Source organism: Streptomyces sp. NPDC005566 (assembly GCF_040605575.1).
Taxonomy (GTDB): Bacteria; Actinomycetota; Actinomycetes; order Streptomycetales; family Streptomycetaceae; genus Streptomyces.
On record NZ_JBEXDB010000011.1, the window covers coordinates 127,266 to 142,149 of the forward strand.

14 protein-coding genes and 1 tRNA gene are annotated in these 14,884 nt (G+C 73.1%); 9 read left to right on the top strand and 6 right to left on the bottom strand.

What is annotated here, in order from left to right; all coding sequences use genetic code 11:
- Positions 1-93: 93 nt before the first annotated feature.
- Entirely contained in the window at positions 94-1,572 is a 1,479-nt protein-coding gene (locus tag ABZS61_RS19185) for a HAMP domain-containing sensor histidine kinase (protein ID WP_356422146.1), read from the bottom strand.
- Positions 1,569-2,291, bottom strand: a complete 723-nt coding sequence (locus ABZS61_RS19190; protein WP_356422148.1) for a response regulator transcription factor — start codon at positions 2,289-2,291, stop codon at positions 1,569-1,571. The genes ABZS61_RS19185 and ABZS61_RS19190 overlap by 4 nt, the downstream gene beginning before the upstream one ends.
- Positions 2,292-2,369: 78 nt before the next feature.
- Between ABZS61_RS19190 and ABZS61_RS19195 the strand changes: the two genes are divergently transcribed.
- Positions 2,370-2,918, top strand: a complete 549-nt coding sequence (locus tag ABZS61_RS19195) for a hypothetical protein (RefSeq protein ID WP_356422151.1) — start codon at positions 2,370-2,372, stop codon at positions 2,916-2,918.
- A gap of 42 nt (positions 2,919-2,960) precedes the next feature.
- Here ABZS61_RS19195 and ABZS61_RS19200 read toward each other — a convergent pair whose 3' ends face one another.
- Together ABZS61_RS19200 and ABZS61_RS19205 are read right to left on the bottom strand one after the other, a co-directional pair.
- Positions 2,961-3,857 carry a fused MFS/spermidine synthase gene (locus tag ABZS61_RS19200; RefSeq protein WP_356422154.1) on the bottom strand — a complete coding sequence of 299 codons (897 nt, stop codon included), beginning with the start codon at positions 3,855-3,857 and terminating at the stop codon, positions 2,961-2,963.
- 86 nt (positions 3,858-3,943) lie between these two features.
- Positions 3,944-4,315 carry a hypothetical protein gene (locus tag ABZS61_RS19205; RefSeq protein WP_356422157.1) on the bottom strand — a complete coding sequence of 124 codons (372 nt, stop codon included), beginning with the start codon at positions 4,313-4,315 and terminating at the stop codon, positions 3,944-3,946.
- 242 nt (positions 4,316-4,557) lie between these two features.
- Between ABZS61_RS19205 and ABZS61_RS19210 the strand changes: the two genes are divergently transcribed.
- Complete coding sequence (locus ABZS61_RS19210) at positions 4,558-5,931, top strand: tetratricopeptide repeat protein (protein ID WP_356422160.1); 1,374 nt, start codon at positions 4,558-4,560, stop codon at positions 5,929-5,931.
- 191 nt (positions 5,932-6,122) lie between these two features.
- On the opposite strand, the gene ABZS61_RS19215 is transcribed toward ABZS61_RS19210, so the two are convergent.
- A complete protein-coding gene (locus tag ABZS61_RS19215; protein ID WP_356422163.1) occupies positions 6,123-6,719 on the bottom strand; it encodes a histidine phosphatase family protein in 597 nt (198 codons plus the stop codon).
- A 304-nt stretch (positions 6,720-7,023) separates the two neighbouring features.
- On the opposite strand from ABZS61_RS19215, the gene ABZS61_RS19220 reads away from it, so the two are divergent.
- The 7 genes from ABZS61_RS19220 (at position 7,024) to ABZS61_RS19250 (ending at position 13,408) form a co-directional block, all read left to right on the top strand.
- On the top strand, positions 7,024-7,974 hold the full coding sequence (locus ABZS61_RS19220) for a phosphatase PAP2 family protein (protein ID WP_356422166.1): 951 nt from the start codon (positions 7,024-7,026) through the stop codon (positions 7,972-7,974).
- Positions 7,868-9,055 carry a hypothetical protein gene (locus ABZS61_RS19225; RefSeq protein WP_356422169.1) on the top strand — a complete coding sequence of 396 codons (1,188 nt, stop codon included), beginning with the start codon at positions 7,868-7,870 and terminating at the stop codon, positions 9,053-9,055. Before ABZS61_RS19220 ends, ABZS61_RS19225 begins: the two co-directional genes overlap by 107 nt.
- Entirely contained in the window at positions 9,046-10,731 is a 1,686-nt protein-coding gene (locus ABZS61_RS19230) for a hypothetical protein (RefSeq protein WP_356422172.1), read from the top strand. Before ABZS61_RS19225 ends, ABZS61_RS19230 begins: the two co-directional genes overlap by 10 nt.
- Positions 10,728-12,062 (top strand): AAA domain-containing protein, encoded by a 1,335-nt coding sequence (locus tag ABZS61_RS19235; protein WP_356422175.1) that lies wholly within the window; start codon positions 10,728-10,730, stop codon positions 12,060-12,062. Before ABZS61_RS19230 ends, ABZS61_RS19235 begins: the two co-directional genes overlap by 4 nt.
- A 107-nt stretch (positions 12,063-12,169) precedes the next feature.
- Positions 12,170-12,511, top strand: a complete 342-nt coding sequence (locus ABZS61_RS19240; RefSeq protein WP_356422178.1) for a hypothetical protein — start codon at positions 12,170-12,172, stop codon at positions 12,509-12,511.
- Between the two features lie 137 nt (positions 12,512-12,648).
- On the top strand, positions 12,649-13,344 hold the full coding sequence (locus ABZS61_RS19245) for a hypothetical protein (protein WP_356422181.1): 696 nt from the start codon (positions 12,649-12,651) through the stop codon (positions 13,342-13,344).
- Positions 13,335-13,408 (top strand) — tRNA-Lys (locus tag ABZS61_RS19250). The genes ABZS61_RS19245 and ABZS61_RS19250 overlap by 10 nt, the downstream gene beginning before the upstream one ends.
- A 114-nt stretch (positions 13,409-13,522) precedes the next feature.
- On the opposite strand, the gene ABZS61_RS19255 is transcribed toward ABZS61_RS19250, so the two are convergent.
- Positions 13,523-14,764: a M6 family metalloprotease domain-containing protein gene (locus tag ABZS61_RS19255; RefSeq protein ID WP_356422508.1), complete on the bottom strand. Its 1,242-nt coding sequence runs from the start codon at positions 14,762-14,764 to the stop codon at positions 13,523-13,525.
- Between the last annotated feature and the right edge of the window lie 120 nt (positions 14,765-14,884).

Genomic DNA, 14,884 nt, shown 5'->3' on the forward strand with positions numbered 1-14,884 from the left:
GCGAAGCCGAGACCTCCGGCATGTTGGTGAGGGGCGGCGACGCCACAGATGCGCTGTGCCCGGCCCCGCGGCGCCCCCCGTGTGCCGGTCGGTCTAGAGGTCCGGGCCGGCCCCGGGTGACTTACGGAGCTCTGCGTTCCGCCCCGTCACTCCGAGCCGCTGCCGCTTCCCGATCCGCTTCCCGGACCGCCTGCCCACCCGGTGCCCACGGCGCCCGGGTTCGGACGGGCCGCCGTCGAGGCCTATCCAGATGCGCACCTCCGTACCGCCGAGCACCGAACGCCCGATCCGCAGATCACCGCCGGTGGACTCGGCGACCCTGCGCACGATGTCCAGGCCGAGGCCGGTCGAGCCCACGGCGCCCGGCGCTTCGCCGCGTCCGGTGGCTCCCCGGGCCAGGGCGGCCTTCGGGTCGGCTATGCCCGGCCCTGCGTCCGAGACCAGGACGAGTACGGCGTCGCCGCTGTGGTGCACGTCGACGGCGAACGCGGTGCCCTCCGGGGTGTGCCGGAAGACGTTACCGAGCAACGCGTCGACCGCAGCGGCCAGTTCCGGCCTGGCGACCGGGATCCGCACCGTGCGGTCCACCCCCGCGAGGCGGACCGTACGGCCCTCGTCCTCGGCCAGTGCCGACCAGAAGCCCATGCGCTCGCGGATCACCTCGGACGCGTCGCACCCGGCGCCCGCGCCCGACTGCACGCCCTGGGTCTGGGGGCGCTGTTCCCGGGCGGTACGGATGATCGTGTCGACCTCGCGCTCCAGTTGCTCGACCGCCGCCCGGGTCTGCTCGGCGGCGGGGCCCTCGCCCAGGGACGCGGCGTTGAGCCGGAGCACGGTCAGCGGGGTGCGCAGCCGGTGCGAGAGGTCGGCGGCCAGTTCGCGTTCGTTGGCGAGAAGTTGGACCACCTGGTCCGCCATGGAGTTGAACGCGATGGCGGCGGACCGCAGTTCGGTGGGCCCCTCCTCGGGGACCCGGGTGCCCAGCCTGCCCTCCCCCAGGTTCTGGGCGGCGCCGGCGAGCCGCTGGGCGGGCTCCACCATCCGCACGCCGAGCCGGTCGGCGACGGCCACCGAGCCGACGATCAGCGCGATGCCGACACCCGCCAGCATCAGCCAGGCCGTGCCGACGCCGTTGGAGACCTCGCCCTCGGGTACGAACACCTCGACGACGGCGATGTCCCCCGAGCCCAGCGCGGTGGGCTGGAGCAGCGCGGAGCCGCCCGGGACCTCGGAGATGGAGGCGCGCCCCGATGTCCGTACGGTCTCCAGGTCGTGGCGGGTGGCGCGCCGGGTGCCGATCTCCAGGCGCCGGCTGTCCGGCTCGTCGGCGGCGGGGACGTGGACGGCGAGCCGTCCCTGGCCGCCCGGTTCGGTGGACAGGACCGCGCGGGTGAGTTCCTCGCGGTCGGTGGTGATGGTGAGGGTGGGGCCGATGGTGGCGGCCTGGCGCTCGGCGTCGGAGAAGGCGCGGTCGCGGGCCATCTCCTTGATGACGAGCCCGAGGGGCACCGCGAACGCGATCACCACCATGGCGGTGACAGCCAGGCAGACCTTGACCAGTGCCCACCTCATGCGGGTGGTTCCGGTACGGTCCGCGGCGCCGCCGCGGGGGGTTCGAGTTTGACGCCGACACCGCGCAGCGTGTGCAGATATCGCGGCCGTGCGGCTGTCTCGCCCAGTTTGCGGCGCAGCCAGGAGAGATGGACGTCGATGGTCTGGTCGTCGCCGTAGGACTGCTGCCAGACCTCGGCCAGCAGTTCCCGGCGCGCGACGACCACTCCGGGGCGCCCGGCGAGAAAGGCCAGCAGGTCGAATTCGCGGCGGGTCAGGTCGAGTGTCGTGCCGTCCAGTTCCGCCTGGCGGCGCAGCGGGTCGATGGAGAGCCCGCCGACCTGGATCACGCGCGGGGACGGCGTCCGGTCGCCCGCACCGCGGGTGCGGCGCAGCACCGCGGCCATGCGCGCCGACAGGTGCTCCACCGAGAAGGGTTTGGTCAGGTAGTCGTCGGCACCGTCGTTGAGCAGCCTGACTATCTCGGCCTCGTCGTCCCGGGCGGTCGCGATGATCACGGGTACGTCGGTGATGGACCGCAGCATCTTCAGCGCCTCGGCGCCGTCGAGGTCGGGCAGCCCGAGGTCGAGGATGACCACGTCGAACCGGAAGTGCGCCACTTCGCGCAGCGCTTCGAGCGCCGTGCCGACACTCCGTACCGTGTGGGAGGCCTCGGTCAGGTGCCGGATGAGGGCGGAACGTACGAACTGGTCGTCCTCGACCACGAGCACACTAGGCATGGGCGGCACCGTAGCCCATGCGGACGGACCCGGTCCCCTCCGGGACAGCACCGGTGCGCGTGGGGCAGGATGTGCCCGATGCAACGAGGACTCGTACACGCGATCGCCTGGTCGCTGTCCACCGGGGCGGCGGTCACGCTGTCGTGGTGGGGTGTGCACACGGTGATGTCGGGGACGGCGTACGACCCTCCGCGCGCCGTGCCGATCTCTGTCGGCGCACGGACCGAACAGGCCGCGGAGGAACCGGTGTCGTCGTCCACCCACCGCGCCCTTCCCTCGCCCACGCCGAGCGCGAGCGCCTCCCGGACCACGCCTCCACGGTCCCCGCGCCCCTCCTCCCGTACTCCGTCGAGCAGTCCGGCCGCTCCGCCGAAGACCTCCGCGCCCGCGGCGGCGTCGTCGGGGGACGTGAAGAGCTATCCGACCCGCGGCGGCAGGGTGGTCCTGGAGCTGGCGAGCGCTTCGGCGAAGCTGGTCTCGGCGACCCCGGAGCAGGGCTGGTCGATGCAGGTGTGGACGAACGCGGAGTGGATCCGGGTGGACTTCAGCGACGGGGGCGGGGCAACCGTCTCCGTCTTCTGCACCTGGAACGGCCATCCGCCGACGGTGCAGGTCGTCGACCAGTAGCCGCCCGGTCGACCAGGAGCCGCTCGATCGACCGGTAGCCGCCTATGTGAAGGCGCCCGGCGGCGGGGCGGGGGACGGCTTGGCGCCCTCGTCGGTGACGACGGCGGCGCCGCCCGTGAAGTCGGCGAGCGCCCTGCCGTGTTCGACCCGGCCGGGGTGCGGGTCGCTCGCGACCCGGCGGGTCAGCTCGGCGACGGCGATCGGCAGGTCCGAGGCGACCAGGACCGCGTTACCGAAGCGGCGGCCCCGCCAGACGGTCGGATCGGCTGCCAGGGCCAGCTCGGGGAAGAGGGAGGCCGCCGTCGCGATCTGGCCGCGGAGGTGGGCGAGCGGCGGACCGTCGGCGAGGTTGGCGGCGTACCGCCCGCCGGGCTTCAGTACCCGGCGTACCTCACCGAGGAATTCGGCGGAGGTGAGGTGGGCGGGGGTACGTGCCCCGCTGAAAACGTCGGCGATGACGAGGTCGGCCCAGCCGTCCTGGATCTTGGCGAGTCCGGCGCGGGCATCGGTGGAGCGCACCCGTATCCGGGCCTGTGGGTCCAACGGGAGCTCCCGGCGGACGAGTTGGACGAGGGCGGCGTCGATCTCGACGATCTGCTGGGTGGAGCGGGGGCGGGTCGCCGCGATGTAGCGGGCCAGCGTGAAGGCGCCGCCGCCCAGGTGGACGACCTGGAGGGGCTGGTTCGGGGGCGCCGACAGGTCGATGACGTGGCCGAGCCTGCGCTGGTACTCGAACGAGAGGTACGAGGGGTCGTCCAGGTCCACATGGGACTGGGGGGCACCGTCCAGCAGCAGGGTCCAGGCACGCGGGCGTTCACGGTCGGGCACGAGCTCGGCGAGACCGCCGTCCACCGTCGCGGCGACGGGCTCCTGCCCGCGTTCGCGCTCGGACCGCTTCCGGGCACTCGCACCCTTGGCCGGCGCTCCTCGACGTGCCACGCGCGCTCGTCCTCGCTCACCGGATCGGGCCGGCTCCTGGGTCGGCCGGCGACGGTGGGAGATCCTCCCACCAGGCCATTATGGCCTCAGCGGCAGTTGTCGGCCGCCTCGATGAGCCTGGCAGCCTGGTCGAGAGCGGCCCGCAGCACGGCCGGATCGGTGACCGGGGCGTCCTCGGCGGGCGGCAGGAGCCAGCCGCCGCCGATCACGGGCGGCTCGGCGGGGACGCGCAGCCCCCGGCCGTCCGTCCGCGTACAGGCACTGCCGGGTACGTCCCAGGCGTCGGCGGTACCGGCCGGCACCAGGAATCCGAGGGTGTGGCAGGCTCCGTCGTGCAGGACCGGGCCGACGGCCTCGTGGTCCGCGCCGCGGCGCAGGATGTCCACAGCCTCCAGTCCCTGACGTGCCGGGACGGTCACCAGGTCGCACGGTGCGGTTTCCGGACCGATGTGCAGCATGGGAACCCCTCCTCTCGTCGCGAGGCAGAGCCACGCTCCGCCTCCTCATGGACCAACGCACCGACGGCGTCAAGGGCTACGGCACTACGCCGCCGCAAAGGGTGGCAGTTCATGGCAGATCACGGGTGAGATGTCTTGCTTTATATGCAAACGCTGCGTGTGCGACGTGTCACAGCAGGTACGTTCTTGCTCCGCCGGGACACCGGAAACAGGCGCCCGGCTGCACCAGAGAGGGCCCCGCCATGGTGTCGACACGGGCAGTTCCCAACCTTGCTTTCCGGCGGCTGCGCGGTTCGCGGTCCGCGGGGGAGTTCGCGGCGGCGATCCGCAGGGCCGCACGCGAGATCGGGGAACACGTCGCGTGCGACGCCCGGTACATCGGGCGCGTGGAGTCCGGCGAGATCCGCTGTCCCAACTACGCGTACGAACGGGTGTTCCTCCACATGTTCCCGGGGGCGAGCCTGGCGGACCTGGGCTTCTCGGCCCGCGAGAGCGTGCGCGGCCGGGGGGCGCGCACCGGGGCCGCCGCGGCTCTGCCCCTGCCCCCTACGCTCCACAGCGATACCGACGAGGAGAGCGACGTGCTGCGTCGCGTGTTCATGACGAGCGGCACCACCACGGTGGCAGCCGCGTCCCTGGGCCTGGGCGGCCCGTCCGCCGCCGGCCCCACAGCCGTGCCCGCGCAGCGCCGGGTCGGCGAGGCGGAGGTGAGCGCCGTCGAGAAGGCGGTGCGGCAGATCCGGCTGCTGGACGACCGGCACGGCGCGGACGGGCTGTACCGACGGGCCTCCCAGCCGCTGCGGGCCGCGTACGCACTGCTGGACGCCGGCACCGCGAGCCGCCGCAGCACCGCGGACCGGCTGCACTCGGGCGCCGGTGAGCTGGCGATCTCGGTGGGCTGGCTGGCGCACGACTCGGGCCGCTTCGACGACGCGCGCTCGCACTACGCGGAGGCGCTCGCCACGGCTCGGCTGGCCGGGGACGCGGCTCTGGAGGCGCACGCGTTCTGCAACGCGTCGTTCCTGGCCAGGGACACCGGGCGGGCGAGGGAGGCGGTCCGGGCCGCGGAGGCCGGGCAACGGGTGGCCGGCCCCCTCGGCTCACCGCGGCTGCTGGCCCTGCTCGCCCTGCGGGAGGCGGGCGGGCGGGCGTGGCTCGGGGACCGTACGGGGTGCGAGCGGGCCATCGGGCGGGCGCGCACGGCATTCGAGCGGGGGGAGTACGCGGCGGACCCCGAGTGGATGACCTTCTTCCGCGAGGCGGAAATGGAGATGCTGGAGGCACAGTGCTGGTCGGCGCTGGGCGACTGGCCGAGGGCGGCGCGGCACGCACGACGGGCCACCCGGCTGCAGGACCCGCACTTCACGCGGAACCTTGCGCTGTACCGGGCGCAGCTGACCGGTGACCTGGCGCGGGCGGGCGCGGCCGACCAGGCGGCGACGGCGGGGCACCAGGTGCTGGACCTGCTGGACCGTGTCCAGTCCTCACGGATCCGGGGGATGCTGGAGAACGCGGTACGGGTGCTGAGACCGCGGGGCGGGACGGAGGTCGTGGCGTTCCTGGAGCGGTACGAGGAGTTGCCGCCGGGGCCGGAGCCGGTGCCTTCGGCCGGGTGACGTGGTCCCCCGGTGCCGGGGGCCGTTCTGTCGTCCACCGCCGGGCGGGCTCGAACCGGGCCCCGGCCGCCCGGCCCCCGGCCCTTGTCCGGCGGGCCTCCGCCCGGCACCGGGGTTCTTCCGTCCTCGAAGGCCGGACGGGCCGGGGCGGCCGCCGGACGGCGACGTGGAACGGGCCGGGGTGGTCCCGGTCAGCGGTCCAGGTGGCCCGTGTCGTTCCAGCGTTCCAGGGCGGGCATTCCGTACGCCCAGCCCAGCACCGACAATGAGGTCGGCTCCAGCCGGAGGTGCGCGGCGAAGGAGACGTCCTCGCCCAGCCACCGTGCCCCCAGCGCCCGCAGAATGTGCCCGTGGGCGAAAACCAGTACGTCACGGTCCGCCGAGCGTGCCCAGTCGACGATCTCGTCCGCCCGGCGCGCCAGTCCCGACAGGGTCTCGCCCCCAGGGACGCCGTCCCGCCAGATGAGCCAGTCAGGCCGGTCCGCCTTGATCTGTGCCGGGGTCAGGCCCTCGTACTCCCCGTAGTCCCACTCCATCAGCGCGTCCCACGGCTCGGCGCGGTCCCCGAACCCGGCGATCGCGCACGTCTCGGCGGCCCTGACGAGAGGGCTGGTCCGCACGTCCACCCCGGGCAGGCCGCCCCAAGGCTCCCGGTGCAGCCGTTCCCCGAGCAGTTTGGCGCCCTCGCGGCCCGTGTCGAGGAGGGGAATGTCGGTCCTGCCGGTGTGATTGCCCTGCACGGACCACTGCGTCTGGCCGTGCCGGGCGAGCAGGATTCGCGGTGCCATGACGGCTCTCCCTGAAAAATACTGAGATCTGAAGATCCGAGGACCCTAGGATCTGTTGGGTCCTGGACAGCGGTGTCCGGGACGACGACGGGGACGGCAGCCGGCCGGGGGACGGTGCCGGTGAGGTCCCGCTCCATCATCGCGTATGTGCCCCGCAGGCAACCTGCGGGGCAGGATCGGCGTCCCTCCCTGCGCACGACCAGGGACGTCCGCGGGGAACGCCCCCCGGGGGAATTCAAGGCTGACGACCGCCGTACGGTTGAACGTCCGCCGTCGACCGCATGAACATGGGGAGAGCTACCGGATGCCGCACGCCACCGCCGCGACACGCTCCTCCGGTCATCGGCCACGCTGGTGGACGGAGCTGCCACTGATCGCGGTGGTGTACGGACTGTACTCGGCGGGGCGGCTGCTGGTCCGGGGCGACGTGTCGACGGCCGTGGATCACGGGCTCGCCATACTCGAACTGGAGAAGGCGCTCCACCTCAATGCCGAGCACCCGCTCAACCGGCTGCTGACCGCCAACCCGGCCCTGGGGATACCCGCCGACTTCGCCTACGCCTCGCTGCACTACCTGGTCACCCCGGCCGTCCTCATATGGATGTTCCGGCGCCGGTCCGCCGCCTACCGGGCGGCCCGCACCTGGCTGATGACCTCCACGCTCCTCGGGCTGATCGGCTTCACGCTGATGCCCACCTGCCCGCCCCGCCTCCTCGACGCCCGGTACGGATTCGTCGACACGATGGCCCAGTACAGCGCGCACGGCTGGTGGGGCGCCGGCGCGAGCGCCCCGCGCGGGCTCAGCGGGATGACCAACCAGTACGCGGCGATGCCGAGCCTGCACGTCGGCTGGGCGCTGTGGTGCGGGGTCCTCCTGTGGCGCCACGGCCGCCACCCGCTCATCCGTGCCGCGGGCATCGTCTACCCCCTGATCACGGTGCTCGTGGTGATGGGCACCGCGAACCACTACTTCCTCGACGCGGTCGCCGGCGCCGCCGTGATGGCCGCCGGAGCACTGCTGACCAGGCCGGTCATCCGGCTGGCCGACCGGGTCAAGAACCGTCTGAGGGCCGTTTTCGCACCGGTTCCCGTTCCTGTGACGGCCACGAAGTCCACGATTGTCAGTGCCGGATGCAAGACTTCCGCGGGTGAGCGAATCCCCGGCCAGCGGACCTCCTCCGCAGATTCCAGCGGCGCGGCCACCGGCTTCCCCGCCGAAGCCGCCAGCGACGACGCTCCGGCACCGGCTCGCTGAGCTGCGCGGCCCGTCCGTCGCGCCGCACCCGCTCGACGCACGCGCGCTCGCCGCTCTCGCCGCCAACCCCGGCTGCAAGCGGCGCGCCCTGCTCGACGGCGCCGGGGTCGACAAGGCCGTGCTGGCGACCGCGCTCGGCTCCCCGGCCGCGTTCGGCCAGTCGCAGTTCGCGTTCATCCGGGGCAACGCGTTCGAGGCGAAGGTCAAGGCCGACGGCGGTACGGAGCTGCTGCGCCTGCTGTTCGAGCGGCTCGGCAGCGGAGCGGACGCACCGGGCAGGGCCGCGGTGCCCGATCTGACGGCGGCCGGTCCCGAGGGCCGCGCCGCGCGTACGGCGCTGGCGCTGCGCGAGGCCACCGCGGCGGGCGGCTGGGCGCTGCTCGACCATCCGATGCTGGCCCTGGAGGTGGCGGGCTCACCGGCCTATCTGGAGCCGGACGCCGTGGTCGTGCACCCTGACGGCACCTGGACGGTCGTCGAGATCAAGTCCTTCCCCATGATCGACAGTTCGGCGGACGCCGCGAAGGTCGGTGCGGCGGCACGTCAGTCCGCCGTCTACGTCCTGGCCCTGGAGCGGATCGCCGCCATGACCGAGGGCGCCCGGGTCGGACACCGTGTCCTTCTGGTGTGTCCGAGGGACTTCTCCAACCTGCCGACCGCCTCGGTCCTCGACGTACGCAAGCAGCGTGCCGTCACGCGCCGCCAGCTGGCCAGGCTGATCCGTATCGAGGACATCGCGGCGGCCCTTCCCGAGGGCACGACGTTCGACCCGGGGTGCTCGGCCGAGGAGCTGGGCTCGGCGGTCGAATCGGTGCCCGCGGCCTACGCCCCCGAGTGCCTGGCCGCGTGCGAGCTGGCCTTTCACTGCCGGGCGAAGGCCCGGACGGACGGGGCTGTGGAGGCGCTGGGCCGGAGCGTGCGGGGCGAGCTCGGCGGTCTGACGACGGTCGCCGGGGTGCTGGCCGCGGCGGCGGGCAAGGAGGGCGACCCGGCGGATCCGACGGTGGCGGCCCTGCGCCGGGCCGCGGCTCTGCGCGCGGAGGCCCTGGAGACGGTGAGCGGCGGCGTCCCATGTCGTTGATCAACACCCTGGCCCGGCTGGAGGCCGTGGACAGCGGGCGGGCACAACCGCTCACCACCGTGCGCCACCGCCATCTGACCGGCGGGCCGCTCGTGCTGGTGCCGCTGACGACGGCCGGTGAGGCGGGCGCGCCCCTCGGAGCCCTCGTGGGGACGGACCGTGAGGCGCCCCGGCTGCTGGCGGTGGCCCAGCCGCGCGACCGCGACCTGCGGTTCGCGTTCCTCGCCGAGCTGGCGGAGGCGGTTCTTCCGCACATCGAGTCGTACGCGGACGTCATCGAACCCGCCGAGCGGAACGAGACCGATCCGGAGACCGGCAAGAGGGTCAAGGTCGAGGTCGAGCTGTGCACGGACGCGGCCCAGCTGATCGTGCCGAGCCGGGCCGGCATCGACTTCGTCCGGCTGCTCGGGCGGTCGATGCGGTTCCGGCGCACCGCCGAGGACGATCCGGACACCCCGTATCCGGCGCCGGCCCGTGTCCCGCTGCTCGGCCGCTGGCTGACGCACTACGGGGAGCGGGCAAGGGTGCCGGGCTCCTCGCTGCTGCTCGCCACGACCGATCTGCTGAACCGGCACTGGGCGACGGGGCAGAGCAGCCTGGAGGACCAGCACCTCGGTGCCCTGCTGGCCTGGATCGACCCGCCGGAGGGCGAGTCGGGGGCGTCGGCCGCGCTCCGCGCGGAGCTGCTGCGGGACCGGACGGGCCAGCTGGTCGTCCCGCCGGCGGGACCGGCCACGGACCCGGCGTTCGACAACAGGCTGCTCGCGCCGGCGATCGAGAAGTACGACCGGGCGCGCACGGCGCTGGCCGCCGCTGAGGACGGCCTCGCCGCCGATGCCCGGCTGGGTGAGCTGAGCGGTGCCGAGCGGGAGATCAGATCGCTGCTCGCCGAGGTCCTGCTGCCCACGTGGGACGCGGTGTGGCGAGGGCTCGACCTGCTGCGGGAGCTGCCGGAGGGGGCACGGGCCGAGGACCGCTGGACCCGGGACCGCTGGTCGTTCACCGCGCACCGGGACCGGGTGCGGGCGGGCGAGCCGCCGCAGCCGCGGCGGGACGACGCCGTGACGGCGGCGCAGAAGCTGGCCTCACGGGAGACGGCGCAGGCCCAGCTGGAGGCGCAGGAGGCGCTGGACGATCCGCTGGTGCTCGCGGGGCGGCGGCTTGCGGGCGAGGCGTTCGTCGGCGAGGTGACGGATGTGGAGATGACGTACAGCGAGTCGAAGCGCCCTTCGCCGCGTCCGCTGGTCACGGTCCGTACGGATGAGCGCCCGCATCTTGGTGAGCGGACGAAGGTGTACCGCTCACTGGACGGCAAGCCGCAGACGGCGGAGTTCGTGGGGTACGGCTCCGACGGGTCCGCCGACGGGGAGTCCGCCGACGGGGAGTCCGCCGAGCGGGGTTCGGCCGACGGGCAGGACACCCCCGGGCAGGACACCGGCACGGTCCTCCTCGTCCTGCGGATCACGGACCGCATGGGGCGCGGCAAGGAGCCCGCCCCCGGTTCCGTGCCGGAGCCGGGTGACCGGATCGCCTGGACGCTCTTCGAGCACGATCAGCGGAGCGGCCCGAAACTGCCCGATCCGGAGGACACCCCGTGGACCCACGGCGGCCCGCCGGGCACCGGTGACGGGCACGCCGAGAAGCCCGACCCCGTGACCACGGAGGACCTTCTGTGACTGTCGTTTTCGATCCGGGTGCCGCAGCGGCGCAGGCGACCGACGCGATCCTCGGCGACACCCTCGGGGGTACGGCACGCGGCATCGTGGTGGACTCGCCGCCCGGTGCCGGGAAGTCGACGCTGGTGGTGCGGGCGGCGCTCGAGCTGGCCGCGGCGGGCCGCCCGCTGATGGTGATCGCGCAGACGAACGCGCAGGTGGACGATCTGGTGGTCCGGCTGGCGGAGAAGGCCCCGGATCTGCCGGTCGGCCGCCTGCACAGCAGCGACTCCGATCCGTACGACAAGGTCCTGGACGGTTTCGCGCAGGTTCGGAAGTCGGCGAAGGCGGCGGATCTGGCCGGTCTCGACATCGTCATCTCCACGGCCGCCAAGTGGGCGCACGTGAAGAACGTCGAGCCGTGGGGGCACGCGATCGTCGACGAGGCGTACCAGATGCGGTCGGACGCGCTGCTGGCCGTGGCCGGGCTGTTCGAGCGGGCCCTGTTCGTCGGGGATCCGGGTCAGCTGGACCCGTTCTCGATCGTCGGTGCGGATCAGTGGGCGGGGCTGTCGTACGACCCGTCGGCGAGCGCGGTGGCCACCCTGCTCGCGCACAACCCGGAGCTGCCGCAGCACCGGCTGCCGGTGTCGTGGCGGCTGCCCGCGTCTGCGGCGCCGTTGGTGTCGGAGGCGTTCTACCCGTACACGCCGTTCCGCAGCGGTACGGATCACGGCGACCGCCGGTTGTCGTTCGGTGTCCCCTCGGACGGTTCGGGTCCTGACCGGGTGCTGGACGTGGCGGCGGAGTCGGGCTGGGGGCTGCTGGAGCTGCCGGCCCGCCACACCCCGCGTACCGATCCGGAGGCGGTACGGGCGGTGGCCCTGGTGGTCCGCCGCCTGCTGGACCGGGGCGGCGCCGCGACGAGTGAGCGCGCGCCGGATCCGGTCCCGGTGACGGCGGACCGGGTCGCGGTCGGCACGGCGCACCGGGACCAGGCGGCGGCGGTGCGGGCGGCGCTCGCCGAGCTGGGAGTGACGGGCGTGGCGGTGGACACGGCGAACCGGCTCCAGGGGCGCGAGTTCGACGTGACGGTGGTCCTGCACCCGCTGTCGGGCCGCCCGGACGCCACGGCGTTCCATCTGGAGACGGGCCGCCTGTGCGTGCTGGCCTCCCGGCACCGTCACGCCTGCATCGTGGTGTGCCGTGCGGGGGTGGCGGATCTGCTGGACGAGCACCCGTCGACGGAGCCGGTCCAGCTGGGTGTGACGGTGAAGTTCCCCGACGGCTGGGAGGCGATGCAGTCCACGTGGGAGCTCTGGTCGAACCACCGCGTTCCGTGGCGGCCCTGAGTCCGTGGGGCTTCGCATGCATCGCGGGCCCTGATCGTGGGAAGCGCTCTTGCGCCGGGCTGGACAATGGAAGGTGGCCGTCCGGCCGTACGAGGAAGGAACATCACATGGCACAACCCGAGCGGAACGAGCGGCAGAGGCTGCGTCCTGCACCGCTGCTCTTCGAGCCGTCGGAGGCGGCGGCGGACCCGGAGCACTTCTTCGACCTCGAGTCGATGGACGATCCGAAGGAGCTGCTGGCCCGCGCGACCGAGCTGACGCTCGCGTTCCGGGCGGCGACCGACCGGGCCGTGGAGTTCCAGGCCGTGGCCGCCGCGCAGCTCGCCGATCCGCGCAGGTTCGACCGGCTCACCGCGGCGGACATAGCGGCCCGTGCGGAGTGGACCGAGGACTATGCCAAGAAGATGATCGAGTTCGGCCGGTCCCTGCTGGACGATCCCAAGCCCTGACGTCTCAAGGGCCTCGCGTCACTCCGGGTACAGCCTCTGGCATATGCCGTCGGGCAAGATACCCCTTCGAGGCCCACCCTGTCCGGCTTTCGGCAACTCTCGGAAACAGTACCGTCACTGCCGGTAGACCTGTCGTCATGAGCGCATGGCTGAAAGACGAAACGACTCTTCACACCGGTGCCACCCCGCGCCACGGCGTCGACATCTTCGCCCTGCTGCGGGACCGGGACCGGGCAGCCGATGACAGGGCGGCCCAGGTCACCGCGTCGGGAGCCGCCTGGCTCGCCGGCGCCTCGGCCCACCCGCGCAGCACGCTCTCCCAGTGGGAGGCCCGCCCCGGCTCCCCAGGCGTCCTGCCGTGCGGCTCCGCCTTCGACGTGGTGAACGTGCCCGCGTTGTTCGGCCGGCGCATGCTGGAACAGCTCTGGGCCGAGGGCCCGGGCTCCGGCCCGGTCGCCACGCACCGCGGGCGGATGCTGCTGTTCGCCGCTCCCGGCACCGCCCAGCGGCTGCCGTCGCTGCTGGCCTGGGAGGAGTGGGGCACCGGCAGCACGTCCGGGAGCTCATCGCGGCACCAAGGGTCCATGCCCCCGCTGCTCTGTCACGGCACCGGTGACGCGGTCACGGTCCCGCCTCTGGTCGGCGGTTCCGGTGCCGGCCCCCGCTGGCTGGTCGCCCCGGACACGCGCAACCCGTGGCTTCCGGGTCCGGACGTTCTGCTCTGGGCCTGCGTACGGGTGGGCAGGTCGGCGGCCCCGTCGACCACCGGGAATTCGATTTTTCCTCCGGCCGATCCGGGTGCTAATGTCTACGACGTCACCAGGCGCCGTTAGCTCAGTTGGTTAGAGCAGCTGACTCTTAATCAGCGGGTCCGGGGTTCGAGTCCCTGACGGCGCACAGACAGAAGAAGCCCCCTCGCGCAAGCGAGGGGGCTTCTTTGTGCGCGCCCCCGCCCCGGCCGTCGAGCCGGGGCCCCGTCCCAGGGTTGCCGGGCTGTCGGCTCCCGGACCCTCAGGTGCCGGTGGTGATCCGTACCGTCCACGCACCTGATCGCGTCCGGTCGGCGACCTCGATCCGGGTGCGTTCACCGGGCACGCTGTAGCGCTCACCCTCGCGGAGCGGGGCGTCCGCGAGCGGCGGGTAGACCGAGCGCTCCCAGCAGCCGTCGGAGTCCGGGTGGGTGTCCAGCACCTCGATGGGGCCGCCGCCGGAGGGCGTGTGGTTGTGGATGCGGTAGATCAGCACGCCTTCGGTGCAGGTCCCCCGGTCGTTCCCGACGGCGCTGCGGGCCTCGACGGCCAGCGCGCTGTCCGGACCGGTCCTGATGACGGCGAGCCGGGTCCCGATGGATCCGCCGGGCACGGGCACCGCGGCCATGGGTTCGAGGGTCAGGTCGGCGCTGCCCTGCACACAGACGACCTGGCCGCGGTCGAGCCAGCCGAGCTTCCACTTGTGCCAGCCGAACAGGTCCGGGGAGAGTCCGAACTGGCTGCCCATCACGTCCCAGTCGCCGACGTAGGTGTCCCAGTCGCCCTTGCCGTCCTCGGGCCGGTGGTAGAGGTCCGCCAGGTCGAAGACGTGTCCGGTCTCGTGGGCGAGGACGTTGCGGTCCGGCGGGTGCTCCTCGAAGACGGTGACCACACGCTTGATGTCCGTGCCGTCGGCGCGCAGCGGCCGGTCGAAGTTGACCACCTTCGTGGCGTCGGAGTCGACGCCGGGCGCGTCCGGGTCGGCGACGAGGTAGACGATGTCGTACGCGGAGAAGTCGACCTGGTCGTCGACGGCCTCGATCGCGTCGCGCAGGTAGGCGGTGCGCTGCTCGGATCCCCAGTCGCGCTGTATGCCGTACCAGGTGGAGGGGTGCGGCATCCGGGTCCAGTGCTGCTGGGGGTGGGCGCGGAGGGTGAACTTCCCGTACGAGGCCCGCTTGAAGAAGCGGGTGGTCGAGGGGAAGTAGTCGGCGGCGAGCACATCGGGGGTGACGGCGGGCTCGGAGTCGGGGAACGAGAGGAAGACCATGACCGCGTCGAGGCTGCGGTCGGGGCGTGGGTAGGCGTCGTTCCAGGTGTCCAGGCCGAGCGAGTGGTGTGCCCCGGTCCTGGGCAGGGCGCACGGGCTCGCGTCGCGCGAGGCCGCCACGGCGGGTCCGGCGACGAGCCCGGTGGCGGCGAGCGCCAGGAGGGAGGTGAGTGCGGCCGCCGCACTGCGCAGACTCGGCCTCTCCACTCCCCCCGGTCTGTGCTGACGCGGCACATCTACCTCCGGGTGGCGAATGCGGGACATCCCCCTCACCCTGTGCCGATTCGGTGCCGTACGCCCTGTTGTGCTGCCCCACACGGGTAAGCGGGGAGGGCCAGGACAGCTCACCTCACT

Excerpts from the sequence above, each read along its gene's own strand:
- ABZS61_RS19185 (WP_356422146.1), bottom strand. The coding sequence starts at position 1,572 with ATGAGGTGGGCACTGGTCAAGGTCTGCCTGGCTGTCACCGCCATGGTG.
- ABZS61_RS19190 (WP_356422148.1), bottom strand. The coding sequence starts at position 2,291 with ATGCCTAGTGTGCTCGTGGTCGAGGACGACCAGTTCGTACGTTCCGCC.
- ABZS61_RS19195 (WP_356422151.1), top strand. The coding sequence starts at position 2,370 with ATGCAACGAGGACTCGTACACGCGATCGCCTGGTCGCTGTCCACCGGG.
- ABZS61_RS19205 (WP_356422157.1), bottom strand. The coding sequence starts at position 4,315 with ATGCTGCACATCGGTCCGGAAACCGCACCGTGCGACCTGGTGACCGTC.
- ABZS61_RS19210 (WP_356422160.1), top strand. The coding sequence starts at position 4,558 with ATGGTGTCGACACGGGCAGTTCCCAACCTTGCTTTCCGGCGGCTGCGC.
- ABZS61_RS19215 (WP_356422163.1), bottom strand. The coding sequence starts at position 6,719 with ATGGCACCGCGAATCCTGCTCGCCCGGCACGGCCAGACGCAGTGGTCC.
- ABZS61_RS19220 (WP_356422166.1), top strand. The coding sequence starts at position 7,024 with ATGCCGCACGCCACCGCCGCGACACGCTCCTCCGGTCATCGGCCACGC.
- ABZS61_RS19230 (WP_356422172.1), top strand. The coding sequence starts at position 9,046 with ATGTCGTTGATCAACACCCTGGCCCGGCTGGAGGCCGTGGACAGCGGG.
- ABZS61_RS19240 (WP_356422178.1), top strand. The coding sequence starts at position 12,170 with ATGGCACAACCCGAGCGGAACGAGCGGCAGAGGCTGCGTCCTGCACCG.
- ABZS61_RS19245 (WP_356422181.1), top strand. The coding sequence starts at position 12,649 with ATGAGCGCATGGCTGAAAGACGAAACGACTCTTCACACCGGTGCCACC.